The sequence below is a fragment of the Oerskovia sp. NPDC060338 genome (assembly GCF_042726295.1).
GTDB lineage: Bacteria > Actinomycetota > Actinomycetes > Actinomycetales > Cellulomonadaceae > Oerskovia > Oerskovia merdavium.
On the sequence record NZ_JBHXCQ010000005.1, the window covers coordinates 171,993 to 198,490 of the forward strand.

Genomic DNA, 26,498 nt, shown 5'->3' on the forward strand with positions numbered 1-26,498 from the left:
TCACGCGTCCCAACGTGAAGATGTGAGGTTTCGCGGTGTCCGTGGAGAATTCCGGCGAGAACAGCCCCCAGGTGACCGGCGACGTCGTCGGCTCGGCCAAGGTCAAGCGCGGCATGGCCGAGATGCTCAAGGGCGGCGTCATCATGGACGTCGTCACGCCCGAGCAGGCGAAGATCGCCGAGGACGCCGGCGCGGTGGCCGTCATGGCCCTCGAGCGCGTCCCGGCCGACATCCGCGCCCAGGGCGGGGTCTCGCGCATGAGCGACCCCGACATGATCGACGGCATCATCGCCGCGGTCTCGATCCCGGTCATGGCCAAGGCGCGCATCGGTCACTTCGTCGAGGCCCAGGTGCTGCAGGCTCTCGGCGTCGACTACATCGACGAGTCCGAGGTCCTGACCCCGGCCGACTACGCCAACCACATCGACAAGTGGGCCTTCGAGGCACCGTTCGTGTGCGGGGCGACCAACCTGGGCGAGGCGCTGCGCCGCATCACCGAGGGTGCGGCCATGATCCGCTCCAAGGGCGAGGCCGGCACGGGCGACGTGTCCAACGCGACCACGCACATGCGCACCATCCGCGGCGAGATCCGTCGCCTGACGTCCCTGCCCGAGGACGAGCTCTTCGTCGCGGCCAAGGAGCTCCAGGCGCCGTACGAGCTCGTCAAGGAGATCGCCGCCACGGGCAAGCTGCCCGTGGTCATGTTCACCGCGGGCGGCATCGCGACCCCGGCCGACGCGGCCATGATGATGCAGCTCGGTGCGGAGGGCGTGTTCGTCGGCTCGGGCATCTTCAAGTCCGGCAACCCCGCCCAGCGTGCGGCCGCGATCGTCAAGGCCACCACGTTCTACGACGACCCGGCCGTCCTCGCGGACGTCTCGCGCGGCCTGGGCGAGGCCATGGTCGGCATCAACGTCGACGACATCCCGGTCCCGCACCGCCTGGCCGAGCGCGGCTGGTGACTCCCGCCCCGCTGCCGGCCCGGTGACACCGCGATGACGAGCACGGCCGACCGGCCCGCCGGTCGCGTCCCGACCGGGGCGGGCGCACCCGTCGCGCCCGCCCCGGCGGCGCCCCCAGCCGCCCAGGACCCACCCAGCTCGCTCGGACCCGACTGGGTCCTGGGCCCCGACGGCATGCGCCACCGGCGCGGTGCGCGCGTCCTGCTGCTCGACGACGAGGGGCGCCTCCTGCTCGCCCGCGGCCACGACACCGACCAGCCCGCGCGGTCCTGGTGGTTCACGGTCGGCGGCGGGATCGAGCCCGGCGAGAGCGACCGCGACGCCGCGGTGCGCGAGGTCCTCGAGGAGACGGGCCTGCGCCTGGACCCCGCCGACCTGCAGGGCCCCGTGTGGACCCGCTCGGCGATCTTCGACTTCTACCGCGAACGCTGCCGCCAGGACGAGGTCTTCTACCTCGCGCGCATCACCGGCCCCCAGGCCGCCGTGCCCCTCACGCGCGAGGGCTGGACCGAGATCGAGCACGACGTCGTCGACGAGATGCGCTGGTGGACCCTGCCCGAGCTCCGACAGGTCACCATCGAGGTCTTCCCCGCGTCCCTGCCGGACCTCCTCGAACCCCTCCTCGACGGGTGGGACGGGCAGACCCGCCACCTCGGCGAGGCCACCGAGTAGCAGGCCGCGAGCGCCGTCGTCGGGCACCCCCGCGGGGCGCGACGTGCGGCGCGTACCATGGGCGATCGTGAAACCGGTCATTGGAGTCCTCGCCCTGCAGGGCGACGTCCGTGAGCACGTGGCCGCCCTCGAGGTGGCCGGTGCGCGCGCCGTCACCGTGCGGCGCCCCACCGAGCTCGCGGCGATCGACGGCCTCGTGCTCCCCGGCGGGGAGTCGACGACGATCGACAAGCTGCTGCGGATCTTCGAGCTGTTCGACCCGCTGCGGGCCGCGATCGCCGCGGGGCTGCCGGTGTACGGGTCGTGCGCGGGCATGATCCTGCTCGCCGACCGGGTGCTGGGCGCCACGCACGACCAGCAGACCCTGGGGGGCCTGGACGTCACGGTGCGTCGCAACGCGTTCGGGCGTCAGGTCGACTCGTTCGAGTCGTCGGTGGAGATGGCCGGGGTGCCGGGCGGGCCCGTGCCCGCGGCGTTCATCCGGGCCCCGTGGGTCGAGGAGGCCGGCCCGGGGGTCCAGGTCCTGGCCCGCACGCGCCACCGGGGCGCCTCGGTGCCCGCTGTGCCGGGCCCGGGCGCCGGGCCCGCCGCGGGCGCGGGCGAAGACGCAGGTAGAATCGTCGCAGTACGTCAGGGAACGTTGCTCGCCACCTCCTTCCACCCCGAGATCACGGGCGATGCGCGGGTGCACGAGCTCTTCGTCGCAATCGTGAAGGAGTAACAGGGGTATGTCAGGACACTCCAAGTGGGCTACGACCAAGCACAAGAAGGCCGTGATCGACGCCAAGCGCGGCAAGCTGTTCGCCAAGCTCATCAAGAACATCGAGGTCGCGGCCCGCACGGGCGGCGGGGACCTCGCCGGTAACCCCACGCTCTTCGACGCCGTCCAGAAGGCCAAGAAGTCCTCGGTCCCCAACGACAACATCGACCGCGCCCTCAAGCGCGGCTCGGGCCAGGAAGCCGGCGGCGCCGACTACCAGACGATCATGTACGAGGGCTACGGCACGGGCGGCATCGCCGTCCTGGTCGAGTGCCTCACGGACAACAAGAACCGTGCCGCCGCGGAGGTCCGCATCGCGTTCACGCGCAACGGCGGCCAGCTCGCCGACCCGGGCTCGGTGTCCTACCTGTTCTCCCGCAAGGGCGTCATCGTGGTCCCCAAGGAGGGCACCACCGAGGACGACGTGATGGAGGCCGTCCTGGAGGCGGGCGGCGAGGAGGTCACCGACGAGGGCGACACGTTCGAGGTCCTCACCGAGGCCACGGACCTGGTCGCGGTCCGCACCGCGCTGCAGGACGCCGGCATCGAGTACGACTCCGCGGACGTGGTCTTCCACCCGTCCATGGAGGTCGAGGTCGACGCCGAGGGCGCCCGCAAGATCCTGCGCCTGATCGACGCGCTCGAGGACAGCGACGACGTGCAGAACGTCTACGCGAACTTCACCGCGAGCGACGAGGTCATGGCCGAGCTCGAGAACGACGACTGACCCACCGTCCCTGGTGTGACGAAGGGCTCCCGCGCGACCGTTCGCGTGGGAGCCCTTCGTCGTGGGTGGCGCGTGAGAAGGTGAGCGCGTGCGCGTGCTCGGAGTGGACCCAGGCCTGACCCGCTGCGGCGTGGGCGTCGTCGACTCGTTGCCCGGGCGGCGCGCGCAGATGGTCGCGGTCGGGGTCCTGCAGAGCCCGCCGGACATGTCGGTGGACCTGCGCCTGCTCACGATCTCCCAGCGCCTGGACGCCTGGATGGACGAGCACGTCCCGGACGTCGTGGCCGTCGAGCGGGTCTTCGCCCAGCACAACGTGAGCACCGTCATGGGCACCGCGCAGGTCGCGGGGCTCGCGATGGTCGCCGCGGCCCGCCGCGGGGTGCCCGTCGCGATGCACACCCCCAGCGAGGTCAAGGCCGCCGTGACCGGCACGGGCCGCGCGGACAAGATCCAGGTCCAACGCATGGTCGCGCGGATCCTGGGCCTGGCCGAGCTGCCCAAGCCCGCCGACGCGGCCGACGCCCTCGCGCTCGCCATCTGCCACATGTGGCGCCCCGCGGGCGCGCTGCAGGGCGGGGACCGGCACCAGCTCACGCCCGCACAGCGCGCGTGGGCAGCGGCCGAGCAGGCCTCGCGCGGCCCGCGCCGCTAGAGGCCGTGGTCCGGGGCCCGGGGTCGGGTCCGGACCACGGCCGCGGGGGAGCGCGGCCGCGAGGTGCCCGACGGCGAGGCTCACCCGGGCGCACCCTCGCCCGTTGCTAGAGTGGCCGCAGTTTCGTACAGGTGTTCGGGGTCGGTCGCACGCGGCCGGGACCCGCGAGGATGCATGGAGGCACAGTGATCGCTTCGCTGTCGGGAACGGTGGCGAACGTCCGCCTGGACCGCGCTGTCATCGAGGTGGGCGGCGCCGGGGGAGCCGTGGGGTACCTCGTGCACGCGACCCCCGCGACGCTGTCCACGCTGCGCGTGGGCGAACCCGCCCGCCTGTCCACGAGCATGGTCGTGCGCGAGGACTCGTTCACCCTGTTCGGGTTCGCCGACGACGACGAGCGCACGGTCTTCGAGGCCGTGCAGACCGTCAGCGGCGTCGGGCCGCGACTGGCCCTGGCGATGCTCGCGGTCCACACGCCCGACGCGCTGCGCCGCGCCGTGGCTTCCGAGGACATCGCCGCGCTCATGCGCGTGCCCGGTATCGGGCGCAAGGGCGCCCAGCGCATCGCGCTCGAGCTCGGCGACCGGCTCGGGGCACCCACGGGCGCCGCGGACGGTAGCGGCGACGACGCGGCGGGCACGGGCGCAGGCGTGGTCGACGACCAGCGCGACCAGGTCGTCCAGGCGCTCGTGGGGCTCGGCTGGAACCCCAAGGCCGCCGAGGACGCGCTCGCCACGGTCCTCGCCCAGGCCGGCGTCGACGTGGTCGCCCCCGACGAGATCGCGGGCGCCCTGCGCGCCTCGCTGCGCGTGCTGGGCGGTCCCCGTGGGTGACTTCGACCGCGTCGGGTACGCCGAGGGCGAGGAACCGTTCACGTCCGAGCGGATCGTGACGCCGGCCGCGGACGAGCTCGAGCGTGCGGCCGAGGCCGCGCTGCGCCCCCGGCGGCTCGAGGAGTTCGTCGGTCAGCTCGTCGTGCGCGACCAGCTCTCCCTGGTCCTGCAGGCCGCGCTCGCCCGCGGCGCGACGCCCGACCACGTCCTGCTCTCGGGGCCTCCCGGGCTCGGCAAGACGACCCTCGCCATGATCATCGCGGCCGAGCTCGGCGCGTCGTTGCGCGTGACGTCGGGCCCGGCGATCCAGCACGCGGGCGACCTCGCCGCGGTCCTGTCCTCCCTCGAGGAGGGCGAGGTGCTGTTCATCGACGAGATCCACCGGCTCGCGCGCCCCGCCGAGGAGCTGCTCTACGTCGCCATGGAGGACTTCCGGGTCGACGTGGTCGTGGGCAAGGGCGCCGGTGCCAGCGCGATCCCGCTGTCCCTGCCGCCGTTCACGGTCGTGGGGGCCACCACGCGCGCCGGGCTGCTGCCCGCGCCGCTGCGCGACCGGTTCGGGTTCACCGGGCACCTCGACTTCTACTCGCCCGACGAGCTCCAGCGCGTCCTGGTCCGCTCGGCGGGCCTGCTCGGCGTCCGGCTCGACGCCGACGCGGCCCACGAGATCGCCGGCCGCTCGCGCGGCACGCCCCGCATCGCCAACCGCCTGCTGCGCCGTGTGCGCGACTGGGCCCAGGTCCGCGGCGACGGCTCGCTGGACCTGCGGGCCGCACGCTCGGCGCTCGAGGTCTACGAGGTCGACGAGCTCGGCATGGACCGCCTCGACCGGGCCGTGCTCGGCGCGCTGTGCACACGCTTCAACGGGGGGCCCGTGGGCCTGAGCACCCTGGCCGTGACCGTGGGCGAGGAGGCGGAGACCGTGGAGACCGTGGTCGAGCCCTTCCTCGTGCGCGAAGGGCTGATCGGGCGCACCCCGCGCGGACGGGTCGCGACCGCGGCCGCCTGGGCACACCTCGGTCTCACGCCCCCCGACCCCCTCGCGCCCCGCGGACCGGGCAGCCCGACGGGGGGACGGAACGGCTCCGGACGGACGGGGCGAACCCTGTTCGACACCGGGGCCTAGACTGGGGGAGTCTGAACGGCGGAACTCCACGGTCGTACGGTTCGTTGGTGATCCGTACGCGTGCGCCTAGACTGCCGCGCAGATCCCAGCACAGAACAGGAATCGGTTACCCCGTCATGGACTTCAGTCTCATCCTCATCCTCGCCCTCGCAGCAGGCGCGATGTTCCTCATGACCAGCCGGTCGCGCAAGGCCCAGAAGGAAGCAGCAGCCTTCCGGACCAACCTGGCCCCCGGCCAGGAGGTCATGACCGGTTCGGGCCTGTTCGGCACCATCGTCGCGGTCGACGAGGAGAAGGACATCATCACGATCGAGTCCACCCCCGGTAACCAGTCCCGCTGGCTGCGGGCAGCGATCGCCAAGCTCGTCGAGCCGCCCGTCGAGGAAGAGGACGGCGACGACGAGGACGACGAATCCGACGAGAACGGCCTGGTCGTGGGGGACTCCGACCGGACCTCGTCGGTGGACGACGTGCTCGAGGTCCCGGACGACCTGTCCGGACTGACGGACAAGCCGGGGGACAAGCGGGACGACGGCACCGACAGCAAGTGACACACGTCGCGCCCCGATCCCGGGGCGCGACGTCGATCCGCGTCATCGCACGCTCGATGTCGCGCGCACGAGAAGAGACGGATAGTTGGCCACCTCCAACACACGACGCGCCAGGCCCGTACGCACCCTGGTGATCCTCGCGCTACTGATCGTCGCGTTGTTCGCGTCGATCTTCGCCGGCACCAAGTGGTCGGACGCGAGCACCACGCCCGGACTCGCCCTCGACCTGGAGGGCGGCACGCAGATCATCCTGACGCCGATCGCCTCCGAGGGCCAGGTCACCGACGAGACGATTCAGCAGGCGATCAACGTGATCCGCCAGCGTGTCGACTCCTCGGGAGTCACCGAGGCCGAGATCACCAGCCAGGGCAAGAACATCGTCGTCGGGCTGCCCGGCACCCCGAGCGACGAGACGCTCGACCTCGTGCGCAAGTCCGCGCAGATGCGGTTCCGCCCGGTCCTGACGTACGGAGCACCCACCCCGGTGGCCTCCGAGACGCCTGCCGAGGAGCCCACCGAGCCCACGGCGCCCGTGACCCCCACGAGCCCCAGCGACCTGGCGCAGATCACCCCGGAGATCCAGGCCCAGTTCGACGCGCTCGACTGCACCGACCCCAAGAACCTGACCGGTGGCAACACCGACGACGCCGACGCACCGCTCGTCACGTGCGCCGACGACGGCACGGTCAAGTACATTCTGGGCCCGGTCGAGATCGAGGGCACCGAGATCGCCAACGCGAGCTCGGGCCTCGGCACCACGGCCCAGGGCGTCAGCACCGGCCAGTGGGTCGTCAACATCGAGTTCAACGCCGAGGGCACCAAGGCCTTCCGTGACACGACCACGCGCCTGGTCGCGCTGCCCGCCCCGCAGAACGCGTTCGCCATGGTCCTGGACGGGCTCGTCATCTCCGCCCCGACGGCCAACGTCGCGATCCAGGACGGCAAGGCCGAGATCTCCGGCAACTTCACCCGTGAGAGCGCCGCGCTGCTGGCCAACCAGCTCAACTTCGGTTCGCTCCCGCTGACCTTCGAGGTCCAGAGCGAGCAGCAGATCTCCGCGACGCTCGGCAGCGAGCAGCTCGAGAAGGGCCTCATCGCGGGCGCGATCGGCCTGCTGCTGGTCGTCATCTACTCGCTCTTCCAGTACCGGGCCCTCGGCCTGGTCACGGTGGCCTCGCTCGGCATCGCGGCCGTGCTCACCTTCGGGGTGATCCTGCTGCTTTCCTGGACCATCGGGTACCGCCTGTCGCTGCCCGGTGTCGCGGGCATCATCGTCGCGATCGGTATCACCGCGGACTCGTTCATCGTGTACTTCGAACGCATCCGCGACGAGCTGCGCGACGGGCGCACCCTGAACTCGGCCGTCGAGAAGGGCTGGGACCGCGCACGGCGCACCATCCTGGCCTCGGACGCGGTCAACTTCCTCGCCGCCGTCGTGCTGTACTTCCTCGCCGTGGGCGGCGTGCGCGGCTTCGCGTTCACGCTGGGTCTGACGACGCTGATCGACCTGATCGTCGTCTTCATGTTCACGCACCCGGTCATGCAGCTGCTCGCACGGACGAAGTTCTTCGCGAACGGGCACCCTGCCTCGGGCCTCGACCCGCGCCGTCTCGGCGCGAACCCCCGCTACGCCGGGCGTGGACGGGTCGCCCGAGCGGGTGCTGCGGACACCCAGGACGCGCCGGTCGCGGCCGACGCCTCGAGCGACGAACCCTTCGGCAGCCCCACGCGCGAGAAGGTCGGCGCGAGCGTCGGCACAGCCGCCGCGGGCGAGGGCACCCGGCAGACGATCGCCGAGCGCCGCGCCGCCGCACGACGTGCGGCAGAGTCCGACGCCACCACCACCGACTCCTCGACCGAGGGCGACAAGAACGAGGAGAACCTCTGATGGCGCAGGGATTCGCCCAGTGGGGCAACGACCTCTACACGGGGCGCAAGTCCTACCAGATCGTCGGCAACCGCCGCCGCTTCTACATCGTCGCGATCGTCATGGTGCTCCTGTCGTTCGGGGTCCTGCTCACCAAGGGCTTCAACCTCGGCATCGACTTCCGCGGCGGCTCGGAGTTCGTCGTCTCGAACGTCAGCGACACGAGCCAGCAGCCCGCGATCGACGCCGTGGCCGAGGTCGCCCCTGACGAGGTGCCGCGCGTCACGACCGTCGGCGGCAGCGCCATCCGCGTCCAGACCGACCGTCTGACGGCCGACGAGGTCACCGAGGTCCGCGACGCGCTCGCGGGCGCCTACGACGTGACCGAGAACGACGTCACGACCGCGTTCATCGGCCCCAGCTGGGGCAAGGACGTCTCGCAGAAGGCCATCACGGGCCTGATCGTCTTCCTCGGGCTCGTGGGCGTCGTCATGACGATCTACTTCCGCAACTGGCGCATGGCCGCGGCCGCGCTCATCGCGCTCTTCCACGACCTCATCATCACGGTCGGGATCTACGCGGCGATCGGCTGGGAGGTCACCCCGGCGACCGTGATCGGCTTCCTGACCATCCTCGGGTACTCGATCTACGACACCGTGGTGGTCTTCGACAAGGTCCGCGAGAACACGAGCGGCATCCTCGACCAGACCCGCAGCACCTACGCCGAGCGCGCCAACCTCGCGGTCAACCAGACGCTCGTCCGGTCGATCAACACCTCGGTCGTCGCGCTGCTGCCCGTCAGCGCCATCCTGTTCATCGGCGCGTTCCTGCTCGGGGCCGGCACGCTGCGCGACATCGCGCTCGCGCTGTTCGTCGGCATGGCCGTGGGCGCCTACTCCTCGATCTTCCTGGCCACGCCCCTGGAGGTCACGCTGCGCGAGCGCGAGACCGCCATCAAGGAGCACACCCAGAAGGTCCTGGACAAGCGCGCAGCACTCGTCGCCGAGGCTGCCGAGGGCACGGGCGGCGCCTCGCGCGACGCCCAGCTCGCCGCGGCAGGGGTCCAGGCCACGGGCCAGCTCCAGCCGGGATCGCACCAGGGCGTCAAGGCGCAGCCGCGACGCAAGCGGGGGCACTGACCTCTCATGAGCACCAGCAGCATCCTGCCCGTCGGACTGACGGGCCTGGGGTCCGAGCGCGCGGCCGAGGTCCTCGGACTCATCCGCGACGTCCCGGACTACCCCCAACCCGGCGTCACGTTCCGTGACATCACCGGTCTGCTCGCCGACGGCAGGGCGCTGGGCGACGTGGTCGACTCCCTCGCGGCATTCGCCGCGGGGGGCGTCGACCTCGTCGCCGGTCTCGAGGCCCGCGGCTTCCTGATCGGCGCACCGCTCGCCACACGCCTCGGCGTCGGCTTCCTGCCGCTGCGCAAGGCCGGCAAGCTCCCGCCGCCCACCGAGACCGTGACCTACGACCTCGAGTACGGCACGGCCTCGATCGAGCTGCGCACGGGTACTCTCCCGCAGGGCGCACGCGTCCTGATCGTCGACGACGTCCTGGCCACGGGCGGCACCGCCGCCGCGGGGGTCGAGCTCGTCGAACGCTGCGGGGGCGTCGTCGTGGGGGTCGCGTTCCTCCTGGAGCTCGACGGTCTCGGCGGGCGCTCACGGCTCGCGGGCCACCAGGTCGACACGCTCCTGCGCGTGGAGTCGTAGGATTGCCACTCCGACGGACGTCGAGATTCTCCGGCGACCAGGGAGAGGAGGCACGCATGAGCGAAGAGACACGGACAGGTCGATCGTCCGGTGAGAGCGGGCCGTCCTCGGCGGCGCGCGTACGCTCGCGCCTCGTGCGGTTCGGTGTCCGGGGGAGCCAGGGCGGCACGCCCGCCCTCGAACCGGTCCTGCAGGCGGTACGAACCAACCACCCCAAGTCCGACCTCTCGGTGATCGAGCGGGCCTACGTGACGGCGGAGAAGGCCCACCGTGGCCAGATGCGCAAGAGCGGCGACCCGTACATCACCCACCCGGTCGCTGTCGCCACGATCCTCGCGGACCTCGGCTTCGACGGCGCGACGCTGGCCGCCGCGCTGCTCCACGACACGGTCGAGGACACCGAGTACTCGCTCGAGCGTCTCACCGAGGAGTACGGCGAAGAGATCGCGATGCTCGTCGACGGCGTCACCAAGCTCGACAAGGTGACCTACGGGGACGCGGCCCAGGCCGAGACCGTGCGCAAGATGGTCGTGGCCATGGCCCGGGACATCCGCGTCCTGGTCATCAAGCTCGCCGACCGCCTGCACAACGCCCGCACCTGGAAGTTCGTGCCGTCCTCCTCGGCCGAGCGCAAGGCGCGCGAGACCCTCGAGATCTATGCACCCCTGGCCCACCGCCTGGGCATGAACACCATCAAGTGGGAGCTCGAGGACCTGTCGTTCGCGACCCTCTACCCCAAGGTGTACGAGGAGATCGTCCACCTGGTCGCCGAGCGCGCGCCGGCCCGCGAGGAGTACCTCGCGGTGGTCCGCGAGCAGGTCACGGCCGACCTGCGCACCGCCAAGATCAAGGCGACCGTGACCGGTCGCCCCAAGCACTACTACTCGATCTACCAGAAGATGATCGTGCGCGGTCACGACTTCGCGGAGATCTACGACCTGGTCGGCGCACGTGTCCTGGTGGACACCGTGCGCGACTGCTACGCGGCGCTCGGTGCGCTGCACGCGCGATGGAACCCTGTGCCGGGCCGGTTCAAGGACTACATCGCGATGCCCAAGTTCAACATGTACCAGTCGCTGCACACCACGGTGATCGGACCGGGCGGCAAGCCCGTCGAGATCCAGATCCGCACGCACGACATGCACCGGCGCGCGGAGTACGGCGTCGCGGCGCACTGGAAGTACAAGGAGATCGCCAAGGCCAGCGGGGCGCCCGAGCCCGTGCAGAACGACATGGCCTGGCTGCGCCAGCTCGTGGACTGGCAGCGCGAGACCGCGGATCCCTCGGAGTTCCTGGACTCGCTGCGCTTCGAGATCGGCGGCGCGGAGGTCTACGTCTTCACGCCCAAGGGCGACGTCATCGCGCTGCCCGCAGGCTCGACCCCGGTCGACTTCTCCTACGCCGTGCACACCGAGGTCGGCCACCGCACCATGGGGGCCCGCGTCAACGGGCGCCTGGTGCCGCTCGACTCGAAGCTCGAGAACGGGGACGTCGTCGACGTCCTGACGTCCAAGTCGGAGACCGCCGGGCCCAGCCGCGACTGGCTCGCGTTCGTCAACAGCCCGCGGGCGCGCAACAAGATCCGCCAGTGGTTCTCCAAGGAGCGTCGCGAGGAGGCCGTCGAGCACGGCAAGACCGCGATCGCCAAGGCGATGCGCAAGCAGAACCTGCCCATCCAGCGCCTGCTCAGCCACGAGTCGCTCGTCGCGCTCGCCAACGAGATGCGCTACCCCGACGTCTCGGCCCTCTACGCCGCGATCGGCGAGGGACAGGTGTCGGCCGCGAGCGTCGTGCAGAAGCTCGTGCACGCGATGGGCGGGGAGGACGGCGCGTCCGAGGACCTCGCCGAGGCCGCGCGTCCGGGGCACACGTCGCGTCGCCCCCGTACGGGCGACCCGGGCGTGGTCGTCAAGGGCGTGGACGACATCTGGGTCAAGCTCGCCAAGTGCTGCACCCCGGTGCCCGGTGACGAGATCATCGGCTTCATCACGCGCGGCCAGGGCGTCAGCGTCCACCGCGCGGACTGCGCGAACGTCGTGGGGCTGCGCAACCAGCCCGAGCGCATCGTCGAGGTCGACTGGACCACGGGCAGCAACGCCCTGTTCCTGGTCCAGATCCAGGTCGAGGCCCTGGACCGCTCGCGGCTGCTCTCGGACGTGACCCGCGTCCTGTCGGACCACCACGTCAACATCCTGTCCGCGACGGTCTCGACGTCGAACGACCGGGTCGCGATGTCCCGGTTCGTGTTCGAGATGGCAGAGCCCGGGCACCTGGCCACGGTCCTGTCCGCGGTCCGCAAGATCGACGGCGTGTTCGACGTCTACCGCATCACGGGCTCCAAGGCGGCCGAGCAGCCTCAGCTCCCGGCCTGACCCTCGGGGTTCGTCCGAACGCCCCACGCGCCCGACGCCGTCGCGCACGTGGGGCGTTTCGTCGTCCGGACGGGCGGCCCGCTCGACGGGTGGTGCGGCGCCCCCGGTGGCAGCATCGGGGGATGGACCTGCCCGTGCTCCCGCCCACGCTGCCCATGCTCGCGAAGTCGGTCTCGGGAGTCCCCGACCCGGGCGCGGTCGAGGGTGGGCTCGTGTTCGAGCCCAAGTGGGACGGCTTCCGCGCGATCGTCTACCGCGACGGCGACGAGGTGCGCCTCGACAGCCGCAGCGCCAAGCCCATGGAGCGCTACTTCCCGGACGTCGTGGCCGCCGTCCTCGACGCGTTGCCCGAGCGGTGCGTGGTCGACGGCGAGATCGTGCTCGCCCAGGGGGGCCGGCTCGACTTCGAGGCCCTCCAGCAGCGCATCCACCCCGCGGCCTCGCGGGTCGCCCGGCTGGCTGCCGAGACGCCGGCGAGCCTCGTGGTGTTCGACCTGCTGGCGCTGGGGGACGACGACGTCACGCACGAACCGCTGAGCCGCCGCCAGGAGCTCCTCGCGGGCCTGGGCCTCGACGGACCGGACGTGCACCTGACCCCTCGCACGACGGACCGCGCCGTGGCCCAGGACTGGTTCGCGGTGTTCGAGGGCGCCGGCCTCGACGGGGTCGTCGCCAAGCCGCTCGCAGCGCCGTACCAGCCCAACAAGCGGGTCATGCTCAAGGTCAAGCACGAGCGCACGGCCGACGTGGTGCTCGCGGGGTACCGGCTGCACAAGACCTCGACGCCTGAGAACCCGCTCGTGGGCTCCTTGTTGCTGGGCCTGCACGACGACGCGGGGGACCTGCAGTTCGTCGGTGTGGCGGCGTCGTTCCCCACGGCCCGCCGGGCCGAGCTCGTCGCCGAGCTCGCACCGCTCGTGCTGGACCCCGGGAGCCCCGAGGCCGCCGAGCATCCCTGGGCGGGCTGGGAGAGCCCCGGGTCCGGACGCATGCCCGGCGCGCAATCGCGGTGGAGCGGCACCAAGGACCTGTCGTTCGTGCCCCTGCGCGTCGAGAAGGTCCTCGAGGTGGCCTACGACCACATGGAGGGGTCACGGTTCCGGCACACGGTCCAGTTCCGTCGCTGGCGCACCGACCGGGAGCCCGGGTCGTGCACGTACGAGCAGCTCGAGGAGCCCGTGAGCTACCGGCTCGACGAGCTGCTGCCGGGGGCGCCCGGGGTGGCCTGAGGGCGGTCCAGGACACCTCCCGAGCGGCAGGGAGCCGCGGGCCCCGCGGGGGCCGCGGAGACCGCACGTGCGCGCCGACCGGGCGGGCTAGGTGCCCGCGCCGTCCTCGTGGTGCCGTGAGGCGTCCTTGCTGGGCTGGACCCGCTTGGGTTCGCCCGCCATCTTGGGGTGCTCGGGGGGATAGGGCAGGTCGCCCAGACCGTGGTCGCGCTCGTCGCGTGCCGCGAACTCGAGCGCGGCCTCGAGCGAGTACCGCTCACCGGGGCTCGTCGCGTCGAGGCGCGCGTGCAGGTCGCCGACCTCGGCGAAGCGCGCCGGCATGGTCAGGACGTCGAAGTCGTCGGGCCCGACGTCGGGCACCTCCTCCCAGTGCAGGGGCGCCGAGACCGTGGCGCGGGCGTTGGCCCGGATCGAGTAGGCCGAGGCGATGGTGCGGTCGCGGGCCATCTGGTTGTAGTCGACGAAGATCTTCTCGCCCCGCTCCTCCTTCCACCACCTCGTGGTGACCTGGTCCGGCAGGCGGCGCTCGAGCTCGCGACCGATCGCGATCGTCGCCCGGCGCGCCTCGACGAAGCCCCAGTCCGGCGTGATGGGGACGAACACGTGCAGGCCGCGCCCGCCCGACGTCTTGGGGAACCCCTCGAGCCCCAGCTCGGCGAGCACCTCACGCAGGTGCGGGGCCACCCGCGCTGCGTCCGAGTAGTCGGTGCCGGGTTGGGGGTCGAGGTCGATGCGGAGCTGGTCGGGAGCCTCGACGTCGGCGCCCGTGACGGGCCACGGGTGGAACGTGAGGGTGCCGAGGTTCGCGGCCCAGAGAACCACCGCGAGCTCGGTGGGGCGCACCTCGTCGGCCGTGCGGCCGCTGGGGAACGCGATCCGGGCCGTCTCGACGTAGTCCGGCGCGCCCTGCGGCAAGCGCTTCTGGAAGAACGCGTCGCCGCTGCTGTCGGTGCGGGTGCTGAGCCGGGCGCCCTCGAACACACCCTTGGGCCAGCGTTCGAGGGTCGTGGGGCGCTCTCGCAGGGCCGCGAGGATCCCGGGGCCGACCGACCGGAAGTACGTGACGACGTCGAGCTTGGTCAGCCCGCGGCCGGGGAAGACGACACGGTCAGGGCTCGTGACGCGCACGGTGCGTCCGTCGACGTCGAGCTCGACCGCCGGGGTCGTGGAACGAGGCATCTGCTCACGGTAGACGGGGGCCGGGCCCGTCGCCTGCCGACGCCTCCCGCAGCCGTTCGGCGAGCAGGCCCAGGACCCGCTGGGCCCTGGGCCTGCCGGTGCGCCGCGACCGCAGGTCGAGCGCGTGCAGCACCGCGTCGACGTCGAGCCCGCACCGCGTGGCGAGCGCGTGCAGGACCGGGGTGCTGGACCGTTGGTCGTGCAGGCACGCGAGGTCCAGTGCCGTGCGTTCGACGGTCGTCACCAGCACGCCCCCGAGCAGCGCGGTCTCGCTGTGCAGGAGAGCGCTCTGGCGTGGCGCGCGCCCGGACAGCGGCGGCGGGCGGTGGACGCCGAGCGGGTGGATCACCTCGACGGTCGGCGGGACCGGTGTCCCGCAGTGCACCCACGCGGCGCTCAGGCCGCCGATCACGGTCCGCTCGGGGACGAGGTGCCCCAGGGAGGCGGCACGGACCGCGGGGGTGAGCGGCGTCGTCGGGCGTACGGCGACGTCTCCCCGGACCCGGACCAGTGCTCCCGAGCGGACCAGGTCCGCGAACGCGACGGCCCCGCCGACGTGCGCGGGCCGCACGAGCTCGGGGGCGGGCGCGACACGGGCGGCCATCGCGAGGTCCGCAGGGAGGCACAGGCCCGTGGAAGGGGCGTCCGCGAGGACGGCCTCCGGTGGGGAGGGCGCGGGGGGAGCGGTGGCGGCGGCCATGGGTTCAGCCTGGCGGCCCGTCCGGACATGCGCGAGGGGCCCGGGTGGGCCTGTGGAAACTCTCGTCGTCCACAGGCCCACCCGGCCCCTCAGGTGGTGCAGGGTCAGCCGCGAGAGTCCTCGGCGGCCTTCACGACCTGCTCGAGCCAGGCGCGGCGTGCCGCGATCGACGACTCGATCTCGGCGATCTTGCGCTTGTCGCCCTTGGCGGTCGCAGCCGCCAGGTCCTCCTCGAGGCCCGCGATCGCGGACTCGAGCTGGGCCGCCGCACCCTCGGCGCGCGCACGCGTCTCGGGGTTGGAGCGCGACCACTGGGACTGCTCGGCGTCACGGACCGCGGTCTCGACGGCGCGCAGGCGGGCCTCGACGCGCTGGATGTCGGCGCGAGGAACCTTGCCGGCGTCCTCCCACTTCTCCTGGATGTCCCGCAGGGCCGTCTTGGCCTGCGCGAGGTCCGTCACGGGGACGAGCTTCTCAGCCTGCTCCAGCAGGGCCTCCTTGACGACCAGGTTCTCGGCGTACTCGGCGTCCGTGGCGGCGTTGAGCGCGTCACGGGCCTCGAAGAACGCGTCCTGCGCCGCACGGAAGCGGGCCCACAGGGCGTCGTCGTCGCGGCGGTTGGCGCGCCCGGCGGCCTTCCACTCGGTCATGAGGTCGCGGAAGGCGCCGGCCGTGGCGCCCCAGTCCGTGCTGTTCTGCAGGGCCTCGGCCCGCTGCACGAGCTTCTCCTTGACCTCCTTCGCGGAGGAGTTGCGCTGCTCGAGCTCGGCGAAGTAGTGCCGACGCTCGCGGTCGAAGGCCGTGCGGGCGTGGCTGAAGCGCTTCCAGAGCGCCTCCTCGCTCGCACGGTCGATCCTCGGCCCGTTGCGCTGGGCGTCCTTCCACTGGTCGAGCAGCTTGCGCAGCTCCTCGCCCGCGGGACGCCACTGGATGCGTGCCGGGTCCGTCGAGGCGATCTTCTCCGCTGCCTCGATGATCTCGGTACGGGCGGCGAGCGCCGCTTCCTTGGCGGCGTTGCGCTCGGCCTCGAGCTCGGCGCGGCGGGCTGCCGCGACGGTGCGCAGCGACTCGACGTGCGCGCGCAGGCCGTCCAGGTCGCCGACGGCCGAGGGCTCGGCGGTCTCCTCGCCGAGCTTGGCGAGGGTCGAGTCGATCTCCTTGACGGACAGGTCCGTACCGGTCAGGCGGGCCTCGAAGAGCGCGACCTTGGCCTGAAGGTCCAGGAAGCGGCGCACGTAGAGCGCGAGCGCCTCCTCGGGGGAGACCCCGGGGAACTGCCCGACGCTGCGCTCGCCCGCGGCCTCGGTCACGTAGACCGTGCCCTCCTCGTCGACCCGGCCGAACCCGGCCGCGGCCTTCGCGGCGGCGCTGTCGTCGGGGATGACCGCCGCGGCAGCCGCCGGGGCGATCGACGCGGCGGCCGGGGCCGCTGCAGCCGGTGCACCCGGGCGCGGGGGCCGGGGCACCGGGACGGCGCTCGGCTTGGGCGCGGGGCTGGGCTTGGGAGCCGGGGCCGCAGGTGCCTCCGGTGCGTCCGCCGCGGGGGCCGGTGCGGCCTCAGGAGCCGCCTCAGCAGCGTCCGTCGCGGGGGCGGTCTCGGTGACCTCGGCCGGGGCTTCGGCAGGAGCCTCGTCCGCGGCGGGCGCGGCTTCCTCGACGGAGGTGGCCTCGTCGGCTGCTGCCGCGGGGGCGTCGGTCTCGACGGCTTCCGTGGCAGCGGGTGCCTCGGCGCCCTCGGCCGGTTCAGCGACCGCCGGCACCTCGACCTGCTCCGTAGCGGTGGCCTCCTCGGATGCCTGCGCCGGAGAGTTCGCGTGGTTCTCGGTGCTCTCGCTCACTGGGTCTCAACTCCTTCGATGGTGACCGGGGTCGCGGGGGAGCCGTCAGGGGCCCCGTCCGCTGTCCCCGCGTCAGCGACTGCTCGGACGACGTCCAAGCCGGATGTGATCTTGCCGAAAACTGTGTACCCACCGGTGTCGGTCGGCAAGGTGGTGTCCTCGTAGACGAGGAAGAACTGGCTGCCGTGGGAGTCCGTGGCCTGGGCACGTGCCATGCCGATGGTGCCGGCGGGGAAGAACCCGTCCTCGGGCGCGTTCTCGACGGGTCCGAACGTGTAGCCCGGGCCCCCGGTTCCCGTGCCCGTCGGGTCGCCGCACTGCAGGACGTAGAGCCCGGAGGTCGTCAGGCGGTGGCAGTCGGTGCCGTCGAAGAACCCGCCCTCGGCGAGCGAGACGAAGCTCGCGACGGTCTGAGGGGCGGCCTGCCCGTCGAGCGTGAACTCGATGTCGCCCGCGCTCGTGCGCAGCTCGCCCGTCCACTCGCGGTCCTCGGCGGCGGAGGGCGGCGGGAGGGTGAACGTCTTGGCGGCCGTGGCTGCGTCGGCGTCCGAGTTCGCGGAGAGAGCCAGCACGACGACACCACCCACGACGGCGAGCGCGGCGACCGCGCCGACGATGGTCCACGTCCGCTGCTTGCGGGCGCGGGCCTGCGCCTGACGCTCGGTCCACTTCTCCTCGCGGCGGCGGGCACGCTCACGTTCGCGCTTGCTCGTCGTCACCCCAACTCCTTCGTCTCACGTCACGGGCCGCTCCGCGTGCGGGCGCGAGGGCGCGTTCTGTGCACGGGTGATCCACGGTTTCAGAGGACAGTCTAGGCATCGGGAGCGTTCTGGCGCCGTGTCTTGTCGCCTTTCAGGTCACGGTCCGGTATCAGGTGCCCTCTTTGCGTGGGTCGTTACTGTCGTCCCATGGACCTCTTCCTCGTGGTGGCCCCCGTGTTCGGCACCAACTGCACGCTCGTCGTGCCGGGCCCCGAGGGAACGCTGCCCGACGGCGCCGCGCGCCCCTGCGCGATCGTCGACGCAGGGGCCGGGGTCGTCCCGGGCGTGGTGGAGCTCGTGCGCGAGCAAGGGCTCGCGCCCCGTGCGGTCCTGGCCACGCACGGGCACGCCGACCACACCTGGGACGCGGCCGAGCTGTGCTCGCTCTACGGTGTCCCGTTCTGGATCCACGCCGACGACGCCTACCGGCTCGCCGATCCCCTCGGCACGATCGAGAGCGCCCCGCCCGCGGGACGCGACGGACGGGTCGTGCCCGGCCCGCTGGCCGCGGCGCTCGCCGCGGGCGGCGCCCGGCTCGAGGACTACCGGGCCCCGGACGACGTCCGGACCTTCGGTACGGCCGGCGAGCCGGGAGCCGGGGCCCGCGAGCGGCTCGACCTCGACGGCGTCCTGGTCGACGCCCTGCACGCCCCTGGGCACACCCAGGGCTCGACGCTCTACCTGCCCGTCGCGGTCCGACCTGACTCGAGGGGCGACGGTGGCACGGCGAGCGTGAGCGCGAGCGGCGCCGAGGCCGGGGTCGTGCTCGCGGGGGACGTGCTGTTCGCCGGGTCGGTGGGGCGCACCGACCTGCCCGGCGGGGACGGCGAGACGATGCAGCGAACCCTGCGCGACGTCGTCGGGCGCCTCGACGACTCCCTCCAGGTGGTGCCCGGCCACGGGCCCCTGACCACGATCGGCCGCGAGCGCCGGACCAACCCGTACCTGCGGGGTCTGTGAGCGGATTGCTCGTCCGGTCCTGGAGTCTGGAAAGATCGGGTCCCATGGCCCGACCTACACCTCTCTCCGGTTTCCCCGAATGGCTCCCTGCTGGACGCGTCGTGGAGCAGCACGTGCTCGACACGCTGCGTCGCACGTTCGAGCTCCATGGTTTCGCGGGGATCGAGACGCGAGCCGTCGAGCCCCTCGACCAGCTGCTGCGCAAGGGCGAGACCTCCAAGGAGGTGTACGTGCTGCGCCGCCTCCAGGAGGAGACGGCGGAGGGGGCTGCGGACGAGCGGTCGGGCAAGGCCGACAAGCAGCTCGGCCTGCACTTCGACCTGACGGTGCCGTTCGCGCGCTACGTGCTGGAGAACGCCGGTCACCTGGCGTTCCCGTTCAAGCGTCACCAGATCCAGAAGGTGTGGCGCGGTGAGCGTCCCCAGGACGGGCGCTTCCGTGAGTTCGTGCAGGCGGACATCGACGTCGTGGGTGCGGGCGAGCTGCCCTACCACTTCGAGGTCGAGCTGCCGCTGGTCATGGCCGAGGCGCTGGGCGAGCTGCGCTCGATCGGCGTGCCCGAGGTCCGCATCCTGGTGAACAACCGCAAGGTCGCGGAGGGCTTCTACCGCGGGCTGGGGCTGGACGACGTCGAGGGCGTGCTGCGCAGCATCGACAAGCTCGACAAGATCGGCCCGGACAAGGTCGGGGCGCTGCTGGTCGCCGAGACGGGCGCGACGCCCGAGCAGGCGGACGCGTGCCTCGCGCTCGCGGCGATCTCCGGCTCGGACGCCGGCGTCGCCGAGCGGGTGCGGGCGCTCGCGGGCGAGCACGGCGTGACCTCGGAGCTGCTCGAGGAGGGCCTCGTGGAGCTGTCGGCGCTGATCGACGCGGCAGCCGTGCGGGCGCCGGGCGTCGTGGTCGCGGACCTCAAGATCGCGCGCGGCCTGGACTACTACACGGGCTCGGTCTACGAGACGGTCCTGGTGGGGCACGAGCAGCTCGGGTCGATCTGCTCGGGCGGGCGTTACGACACCCTGGCCTCGGACGGCGCGAACACCTACCCGGGGGTGGGGCTGTCGATCGGCGTCTCGCGGCTGGTCTCGCGGCTGCTGAGCGCGGGCCTGGTCCGCTCGACGCGGTCGGTGCCGAGCGCGGTCGTGGTCGCGGTCACGAGCGAGGAGACGCGTGCCGCGTCGGACGCGGTCGCGGTCGCGCTGCGTTCGCGGGGCATCCCGGTCGAGGTCGCGCCGAGCGCGGCGAAGTTCGGCAAGCAGATCAAGTTCGCGGACCGTCGCGGCATCCCGTTCGTGTGGTTCCCCGCGGGGGTCGGTGCGGACGGCGAGGTCGTCGCGCACCAGGTCAAGGACATCCGCTCGGGCGAGCAGGTCACCGCGGACCCGGCGACGTGGGCGCCGTCCGAGGAGGACCTGTGGCCGCGGGTCGTGCCCGCGGGGGAGTGAGCCCGCTGCCCGGGCGCTGACCCGGGAGGACGTGCGTGAGGCCCGGCAGGGGAATCCCCTGTCGGGCCTCACGCGTGCTGCGGGTCGGTGCGCCGCGCTGCCGTGCTGCCGTGCGCCGGGCGCGGCGACGGCGCCTCGGTGAGAGCCGCTCAGGCCTCCGGGATGTCCCGGCCGAAGGTCTCCAGGGTGATGTCGGCCGGGTCGGGGCCGCGGCGCACGCCCTGGTCGAGCGCGTCGATCGCGGCGAGCTCCGCGTCCGTGAGGGTGAGGTCGGCCACGTCGAAGTTCTCGGCGATGCGTGCGGGCCTGGTCGACTTGGGGATCGCGGAGCGGCCCTCCTGGAGGTGCCAGCGGAGCATGACCTGCGCGGCGGACTTCCCGTGCGCCTCGGCGATCGCGAGGATCTCGGGGTCGTCGAACGTGCGGGCACCGCCCTCGCGGTAGGAGGTGATGCCGCCGATGGGGGACCAGGCCTGGGTCAGGATGCCGTGCGCCGCGTCCACGGCCTGGAGGTCGCGCTGCTGGAAGTACGGGTGGACCTCGATCTGGTTGACGGCAGGGACGACGCTCGCCGTCTCCAGGAGGCGCTCGAGGTGCTCGGGCATGAAGTTGCTCACGCCGATCGCGCGGACCTTGCCGTCGGCCAGGAGCGTCTCCAGGGCGCGGTAGGCCTCGAGCGTGAGGTCGAACCGGCTCGGCAGAGCCTGGTGCAGGAGCAGCAGGTCGATCTGCTCGACGCCGAGCTTGCCCGCGGACTTGTCGAACGCGTGCAGCGTCTTGTCGTAGCCGTAGTCGCTGATCCACACCTTGGTCTCGATGAACACCTCGGCCCGGTCGAGGCCCGACTCGGCGATCGCCCGGCCGACCTCGCGCTCGTTGCCGTAGGCCGCGGCGGTGTCCACCAGCCGGTACCCGGTCTCGAGCGCGGTGCGGACCGAGGAGACGGTCTCCTCGGGCGCGGTCTGGAAGACGCCGAAGCCGAGGGCCGGCAGGGTGACGCCGTTGTTCAGGGTGAGGACGGTCATGTGGTGCTCCTTGGGTGGTGCTGGTCGTGGGGGCAGGACGGCTGGGAGGGGGGAGGTGGCGTCGTCGGGCACGTCGGGCGGGGGCCGTCCAGGAGGGTCGGTGACGGTCAGGGCAGGACCACGACCTTGAGGGCCTCGCGCGCGTCCATGGCGCGGTAGGCCTCGGCGACCTGGTCGAGCGGGAGGACGCGGTCGAACACGCGACCGGGATCGATGCGTCCGGCGAGCACGTCCGGCAGGACGTCCTCGATGTAGGCCCGCACGGGGGCGGGGCCGCCCGTGAGCGTGATGTTGCGTCCGAACAGCGAGCCCCACCCGACGGGTGCGTCCTCGTACTGCGGGACCCCGACCCGTGAGATGACGCCGCCCACGCGCACGACCCCGTACGCCTGCTGGTAGGCGGGCATGTGCCCGACGGCCTCGATCACGACGTGCGTCCCCTGCCCGTCCGTGAGGTCACGGACCCGGGCGACGCCCTCCTCGCCGCGCTCGGGCACCACGGCGCTCGGCGCCGAGGCGCCGGGAGGCCAGGACCGCGCTCAGCCCCACGGCCCCGTCCCCGATCACGGTCCGTCCGGGACCGACCTTGCCCATGTGGGCGGCGTGGTGCCGGTCAGGAACACGTCGGAGAGCGAGAGCAACGAGTTGAGCAGGGCCTCGTCGGTGTCCGCGAGCGCCGTGCCGGTCCGGACGAGCGTGCCGTCGGCGAGGGGGATGCGCACGGCCTCGGCCTGGGCGCCGCCCATCCCGCCCGTGCCGAAGAAGTGCCCGTGCAGGCACGAGGTCTGCATGCCCTCGCGGCAGTACACGCACGTGTTGTCCTGGATGCCGAACGGGCAGATCACGAAGTCGCCGCGGCGGACCGTGGTGACGTCGGCCCCGACGTCCTCGACGACGCCGAGCAGCTCGTGCCCCATGGGGCGCGGCTCGCCCGCGTAGTCGTGGTAGCGGTGCAGGTCCGAGCCGCACACGCACGCCCGCACGACCCGCACGAGGGCATCGGTGGGCTCCTGGATCTCGGGGCCGGGGACCTCGTCGACCCGGATGTCTCTCGTGCCGTACAGGTACGTCGCTCGCATGGATTCGGTCCCTTCGTCCGGGTGGCCACCGGTCGGTCGGCGGCACTGCATCCACTCCACCATCGCCCGGGTGAGGGAGGAACGCCCTGTCGAGAGGGGTACTGACAGTGCATGGCTCGGGCGGGGCACGGTCCGTAGGGTCGTGGGCATGGACCCACGAGACGAGGTGCGAGACTTCCTGTCGAGCCGCAGAGCCCGGTTGAGCCCGACCGAGGTCGGGCTGCCGCCGAGCACCGGGCGGCGCAGGGTCCCGGACCTGCGCCGGGACGAGGTCGCGGTCCTCGCGGGCGTCTCCTCGGAGTACTACGCGCGGCTCGAGCGCGGCAACCTGGCCGGGGCGTCGGACGCGGTGCTCGATGCGCTCGCGTCGGCCCTGCGGCTGGACGAGGCCGAGACGCTGCACCTGCGTCATCTCGCGCACTCCGCCAACCAGCCGGCCCGCAAGCGGCGCGAGCCGGTGCGTGCCGCGACGGTCCCGGTGTCGGTGCAGCGCGTCCTGGACTCGATGACGGCGACCCCGGCGTACGTGACGGACAGCCGTCGCGACATCGTGGCGACCAACGCGCTGGCTCGTGAGCTGCACGCCCCCGTCCACGACTTCGCGCGAGAGACGGGTACCGCGCCCAACACCGCGCGGTTCGCGTTCCTCGATCCTGCGGCTCGGCGCTACTACGTGGACTGGGACGAGGTGTCCCGCGCCGTGGTGGCCGCGCTGCACGGCGCGGCGGGACGCAACCCGTACGACCGGGCGCTCAGCGACCTGGTCGGCGAGCTCTCGACGCGCTCCGAGCGGTTCCGGGAGCTGTGGGCCACGCGTGACGTCCGCGTGCACCGGGCGGGTCTCAAGCGCATGCACCACCCCGACGTCGGGGTCCTTGCGCTCGACTACGACGTCATGGAGCTCGCCCAGGAGCCGGGGTTGGGCCTGGTCGCGTACAGCGCGGCCCCGGGGAGCCCCGCGGCCGACGCCCTCGCGCTGCTGACGTCGCTCGCGGCGACCCGCGACGCCGACGCGGTCGCCGAGGCGGTCGCCGAGGCGGTCGGTGCGGCGGGCGCGCCCGACGGGGCGGGCGCCGACCGGGCGGCGGGCGCGTGAGGGCCGCCGCGGTCTCGCGTCGGGACCTGCTGCGCGTTGCGGTCGCCGGTGCCGGGGTCCTCGCCGTGGCCTCGTGCACGGGGACGGGAGGTCGGGCGCAGCCTCGCGAGCCCGTCGCGGCCGGTCCGACGACGGCGACGCGGCCCACCTCGGGCGGGACGGCAGGCAGCGGCGCGCTGATCGTCTTCTTCTCCCGCGCCGGCGAGAACTACTGGGACGGCGGCCGGCGCGACCTCGAGGTCGGCAGCACGGAGGTGCTGGCGACCATGATCGCCGAGCGCACGGGCTGCGGCCTCTATCGCGTCACCGCCGCCGACCCGTACCCGCACGCCTACGACGAGACCGTGGCGCGCAACGTGCGCGAGCAGGACGAGGACGCCCGCCCGCAGATCGCCGAGCCGCTGCCGGACCTCGCCGGGTACGGCACCGTGATCCTCGCGAGCCCGATCTGGAACGTGCGCCCGCCCATGATCATGTCGACGTTCCTCGACGGCGTCTCGCTCGCGGGTACGACGATCCTGCCCGTCACGACGCACGCCATGAGCGGACTCGGCCGGGCGCCCGAGGTCTACGCGACCTTCGCTCCCGACGCGGTCGTGGGCGAGGGGCTCGCGGTGCGCGGGGAGCGTGTCGCCGACGCCGGGCCGGAGATCGACCGCTGGGTGCGGGCGGCGGGGATCGGCTGAGCAGTCCGGGGGGCGCAGCCGCCGGCGGCGTCGACAACGTGATCGAACATGTGTTCGAATAGCGCCATGAGGTGGGACGGGCAGGCGATCACGGCGGACGACGGCGCGCTGCCCGGGCTCGGACGCATGGCTGGGCTGGTGCGGACCGTGCGCACGCCGGAGTTCGCCGGCGTCACGTTCCACGAGGTGCTCGCCAAGAGCGCGCTGTCCAAGGTGCCGGGGGAGTCCCGCATGCCGTTCACCTGGACGATCAACCCGTACCGCGGATGCTCCCACGCGTGCTCCTACTGCCTCAGCCCCGACACGCTCATCCTCCGTGGTGACGGGCGTCAGGTGCCGTTGCGTGACATCCGGGCGGGTGACCAGGTCGTCGGTACCGAGGTCAGCGGCCGGTACAGGCGCTATGTCCTCACGACTGTCGAAGACGTCTGGGCAACACGCAAGCGAGCCTTCGCCATCACGCTCGAGGACGGGACGCGTCTCACGGCAAGCGGCGATCACAGGTTTCTCACGGACCGCGGCTGGAAGCATGTCGCCCCCCGTGAGTGCGGGGCGGGCCAGCGGCCATATCTGACGACGAACAACAAGCTGATGGGATTCGGGACGGGCGATCTGGAGAAGCACTCCGCCTCCCGGGACGGCGCGGCCTACCGGCACGGCTACCTCACGGGCATGATCCGTGGCGACGGGATGCTCTTCAGGAGGACCTATCGGCGCCGCAGCGGGAACCCCAACAACGTCAGCATGTTTCGGCTCGCACTGGCGGACCGGGAAGCCCTCGACAGATCGCGCGACTATCTCGAGCAGGCGGGCATCACCACCACGATGCGACCGTTCAGCCCCGGGTCCACCACGAGACGATCGATCATGGCGATCTTCACGTCCAGGTCCGCGCACTTCGACGCGATCCAGGCGCTCATCAGCTGGCCACCAGTGGTGGAGCGCGAATGGGCCATCGGCTTTCTTGCGGGGATCTTCGACGCGGAGGGCAGCTGCTCGCAGGGGGCGCTGCGCATCTCGAACAAGGACGAGGAGATCCTCACGCGCATCACCCGAGCGCTCACGGTGATCGAGGTTCCGTTCGTGCGCGAGCCACGCAGGGAGAACGGGGTCTCCACCATCAGGGTCGTCGGTGGGCTGGCGGCGCGGACGCGGTTCTTCAGGATCGTCGATCCTGCGATCAGCAGGAAGCTCGCGGTGACCGGGCGCGCCGTGAAGTCGGACGCGCCGCTCACGGTCCGGTCGGTCGAGGACACCGGGGAGGTGCGCGACCTTCTCGACCTCACGACCGGGACTGGGGACTTCATCGCGAACGGCGTCATCAGCCACAACTGCTTCGCCCGCCCCTCGCACCGCTACCTCGACATGAACCCCGGCGAGGACTTCGACAGCCAGATCGTCGTGAAGATGAACGTCGCCGAGGTGCTGCGTGCCGAGCTCGCCAAGCCGTCCTGGGCGGGCGACGCGGTCGCGCTCGGAACCAACACCGACCCCTACCAGCGCGCCGAGGGACGCTACCGGCTCATGCCCGGGATCATCGACGCCCTCGAGGCCTCGCGCACGCCGTTCTCGATCCTTACCAAGGGCACGCTCCTGCGCCGCGACCTCCCGCGCCTGAGCCAGGCGGCGCAGAGCGTGGACGTGGGCATCGGGGTCTCCTTGGCGTTCGTCGACGAGGATCTCCAGCAGGCCGTCGAGCCCGGGACGCCCACGCCGCGCGCCCGCCTCGACCTCGTCCGCGCCGCGAGGGCGGCCGGGCTGCCGTGCGGGGTCATGATCGCCCCGGTCCTGCCGTGGCTCACCGACTCGACCGACCACCTCACGCGCCTGCTCGACGCGGTCCACGAGGCCGGCGCCACGGGCGCCACGGTCCTCCCGCTGTTCCTCAAGCCCGGCACGCGCGAGTGGTTCATGGCCTGGTTGCGTCGCGACCACCCCGAGCGGGTCGCGGGCTACGAGCGCGTCTACGCGGGCGGGTCGTACGCGAGCCGCGCGTACCGGGACTGGCTGTGGGACCGGGTGCGCCCGCTGCTCGTCGAGCGCGGCTTCGCGAGCGCCGGGCACCGCGCCCAGGCGCGCACGTCGGGCCACGCCCGGACCGCCTGGCACCCCGAGTCTCCTGGCGAGAGAGCGCGGCCCGACGAGGGTGACTACCCGGCCGGGAGTCTGGTGGCGCAGCACCGGGACAGCGGCAGACCGCCGGCACGCACGGGCACGAGTGCGTCCGCGAGCGCCGAGCAGCTGCTCTTCTAGGACGGCGCCG

The 26,498-nt window shown here is 72.4% G+C and carries 23 protein-coding genes and 1 pseudogene; 18 read left to right on the forward strand and 6 right to left on the reverse strand.

The genetic code is table 11. From position 1 onward, the window contains the following. Positions 1 to 35: 35 nt before the first annotated feature. From pdxS to ACFWGN_RS08240, 13 genes are all read left to right on the forward strand, one after another. On the forward strand, positions 36 to 962 hold the full coding sequence (gene pdxS, locus ACFWGN_RS08180) for a pyridoxal 5'-phosphate synthase lyase subunit PdxS (RefSeq protein WP_377616450.1): 927 nt from the start codon (positions 36 to 38) through the stop codon (positions 960 to 962). 33 nt (positions 963 to 995) lie between these two features. Next, entirely contained in the window at positions 996 to 1,634 is a 639-nt protein-coding gene (locus ACFWGN_RS08185; protein ID WP_377616451.1) for an NUDIX hydrolase, read from the forward strand. Between the two features lie 67 nt (positions 1,635 to 1,701). Further along, a complete protein-coding gene (gene pdxT / locus ACFWGN_RS08190; protein ID WP_377616452.1) occupies positions 1,702 to 2,355 on the forward strand; it encodes a pyridoxal 5'-phosphate synthase glutaminase subunit PdxT in 654 nt (217 codons plus the stop codon). A gap of 7 nt (positions 2,356 to 2,362) precedes the next feature. Continuing rightward, positions 2,363 to 3,121 (forward strand): YebC/PmpR family DNA-binding transcriptional regulator, encoded by a 759-nt coding sequence (locus ACFWGN_RS08195; RefSeq protein ID WP_056652119.1) that lies wholly within the window; start codon positions 2,363 to 2,365, stop codon positions 3,119 to 3,121. An 88-nt stretch (positions 3,122 to 3,209) separates the two neighbouring features. After that, positions 3,210 to 3,773, forward strand: coding sequence for a crossover junction endodeoxyribonuclease RuvC (ruvC, locus tag ACFWGN_RS08200; protein WP_068625165.1), 564 nt, complete (start codon positions 3,210 to 3,212; stop codon positions 3,771 to 3,773). A gap of 185 nt (positions 3,774 to 3,958) precedes the next feature. Continuing rightward, complete coding sequence (gene ruvA / locus ACFWGN_RS08205; protein WP_191802582.1) at positions 3,959 to 4,606, forward strand: Holliday junction branch migration protein RuvA; 648 nt, start codon at positions 3,959 to 3,961, stop codon at positions 4,604 to 4,606. A gap of 52 nt (positions 4,607 to 4,658) precedes the next feature. Then, positions 4,659 to 5,732, forward strand: coding sequence for a Holliday junction branch migration DNA helicase RuvB (gene ruvB, locus ACFWGN_RS08210; RefSeq protein WP_377616535.1), 1,074 nt, complete (start codon positions 4,659 to 4,661; stop codon positions 5,730 to 5,732). Positions 5,733 to 5,848: 116 nt separating this feature from the next. Beyond that, positions 5,849 to 6,283, forward strand: coding sequence for a preprotein translocase subunit YajC (gene yajC, locus ACFWGN_RS08215; RefSeq protein WP_377616453.1), 435 nt, complete (start codon positions 5,849 to 5,851; stop codon positions 6,281 to 6,283). Positions 6,284 to 6,368: 85 nt separating this feature from the next. Beyond that, complete coding sequence (gene secD, locus ACFWGN_RS08220; protein WP_377616454.1) at positions 6,369 to 8,171, forward strand: protein translocase subunit SecD; 1,803 nt, start codon at positions 6,369 to 6,371, stop codon at positions 8,169 to 8,171. Continuing rightward, complete coding sequence (secF, locus tag ACFWGN_RS08225) at positions 8,171 to 9,289, forward strand: protein translocase subunit SecF (protein ID WP_377616455.1); 1,119 nt, start codon at positions 8,171 to 8,173, stop codon at positions 9,287 to 9,289. Before secD ends, secF begins: the two co-directional genes overlap by 1 nt. 6 nt (positions 9,290 to 9,295) lie before the next feature. Further along, entirely contained in the window at positions 9,296 to 9,868 is a 573-nt protein-coding gene (locus ACFWGN_RS08230; protein ID WP_377616456.1) for an adenine phosphoribosyltransferase, read from the forward strand. Positions 9,869 to 9,924: 56 nt separating this feature from the next. Further along, positions 9,925 to 12,240, forward strand: a complete 2,316-nt coding sequence (locus ACFWGN_RS08235; RefSeq protein WP_191802571.1) for a bifunctional (p)ppGpp synthetase/guanosine-3',5'-bis(diphosphate) 3'-pyrophosphohydrolase — start codon at positions 9,925 to 9,927, stop codon at positions 12,238 to 12,240. Between the two features lie 122 nt (positions 12,241 to 12,362). Then, a complete protein-coding gene (locus ACFWGN_RS08240; protein ID WP_377616457.1) occupies positions 12,363 to 13,469 on the forward strand; it encodes an ATP-dependent DNA ligase in 1,107 nt (368 codons plus the stop codon). A gap of 87 nt (positions 13,470 to 13,556) precedes the next feature. On the opposite strand, the gene ligD is transcribed toward ACFWGN_RS08240, so the two are convergent. The 4 genes from ligD to ACFWGN_RS08260 form a co-directional block, all read right to left on the reverse strand. After that, positions 13,557 to 14,648: a non-homologous end-joining DNA ligase gene (ligD, locus tag ACFWGN_RS08245; RefSeq protein ID WP_377616458.1), complete on the reverse strand. Its 1,092-nt coding sequence runs from the start codon at positions 14,646 to 14,648 to the stop codon at positions 13,557 to 13,559. A 4-nt stretch (positions 14,649 to 14,652) separates the two neighbouring features. Next, a complete protein-coding gene (locus ACFWGN_RS08250; protein ID WP_377616459.1) occupies positions 14,653 to 15,348 on the reverse strand; it encodes a hypothetical protein in 696 nt (231 codons plus the stop codon). Between the two features lie 104 nt (positions 15,349 to 15,452). Beyond that, on the reverse strand, positions 15,453 to 17,186 hold the full coding sequence (locus ACFWGN_RS08255; protein ID WP_191802563.1) for a DUF349 domain-containing protein: 1,734 nt from the start codon (positions 17,184 to 17,186) through the stop codon (positions 15,453 to 15,455). Next, positions 17,183 to 17,905 (reverse strand): peptidylprolyl isomerase, encoded by a 723-nt coding sequence (locus ACFWGN_RS08260; protein ID WP_377616460.1) that lies wholly within the window; start codon positions 17,903 to 17,905, stop codon positions 17,183 to 17,185. The genes ACFWGN_RS08255 and ACFWGN_RS08260 overlap by 4 nt, the downstream gene beginning before the upstream one ends. Before the next feature lie 189 nt (positions 17,906 to 18,094). Here ACFWGN_RS08260 and ACFWGN_RS08265 point away from each other — a divergent pair, with 189 nt between their 5' ends. After that, on the forward strand, positions 18,095 to 18,907 hold the full coding sequence (locus tag ACFWGN_RS08265) for an MBL fold metallo-hydrolase (protein WP_377616461.1): 813 nt from the start codon (positions 18,095 to 18,097) through the stop codon (positions 18,905 to 18,907). Positions 18,908 to 18,951: 44 nt separating this feature from the next. Then, on the forward strand, positions 18,952 to 20,349 hold the full coding sequence (hisS, locus tag ACFWGN_RS08270; RefSeq protein ID WP_377616462.1) for a histidine--tRNA ligase: 1,398 nt from the start codon (positions 18,952 to 18,954) through the stop codon (positions 20,347 to 20,349). Between the two features lie 149 nt (positions 20,350 to 20,498). Here the strand turns inward: hisS and ACFWGN_RS08275 are convergent, their stop codons facing one another. Beyond that, positions 20,499 to 21,374, reverse strand: a complete 876-nt coding sequence (locus ACFWGN_RS08275) for an aldo/keto reductase (RefSeq protein ID WP_377616463.1) — start codon at positions 21,372 to 21,374, stop codon at positions 20,499 to 20,501. A 107-nt stretch (positions 21,375 to 21,481) separates the two neighbouring features. After that, a pseudogene (locus ACFWGN_RS08280) lies at positions 21,482 to 22,453 on the reverse strand (alcohol dehydrogenase catalytic domain-containing protein). 148 nt (positions 22,454 to 22,601) lie between these two features. On the opposite strand from ACFWGN_RS08280, the gene ACFWGN_RS08285 reads away from it, so the two are divergent. From ACFWGN_RS08285 to ACFWGN_RS08295, 3 genes are all read left to right on the forward strand, one after another. Then, positions 22,602 to 23,549 (forward strand): helix-turn-helix transcriptional regulator, encoded by a 948-nt coding sequence (locus ACFWGN_RS08285; RefSeq protein WP_377616464.1) that lies wholly within the window; start codon positions 22,602 to 22,604, stop codon positions 23,547 to 23,549. Then, a complete protein-coding gene (locus tag ACFWGN_RS08290; RefSeq protein ID WP_377616465.1) occupies positions 23,546 to 24,235 on the forward strand; it encodes a flavodoxin in 690 nt (229 codons plus the stop codon). The genes ACFWGN_RS08285 and ACFWGN_RS08290 overlap by 4 nt, the downstream gene beginning before the upstream one ends. A 66-nt stretch (positions 24,236 to 24,301) precedes the next feature. Then, positions 24,302 to 26,488 carry an intein-containing Rv2578c family radical SAM protein gene (locus ACFWGN_RS08295; protein WP_377616466.1) on the forward strand — a complete coding sequence of 729 codons (2,187 nt, stop codon included), beginning with the start codon at positions 24,302 to 24,304 and terminating at the stop codon, positions 26,486 to 26,488. Positions 26,489 to 26,498 lie beyond the last annotated feature (10 nt).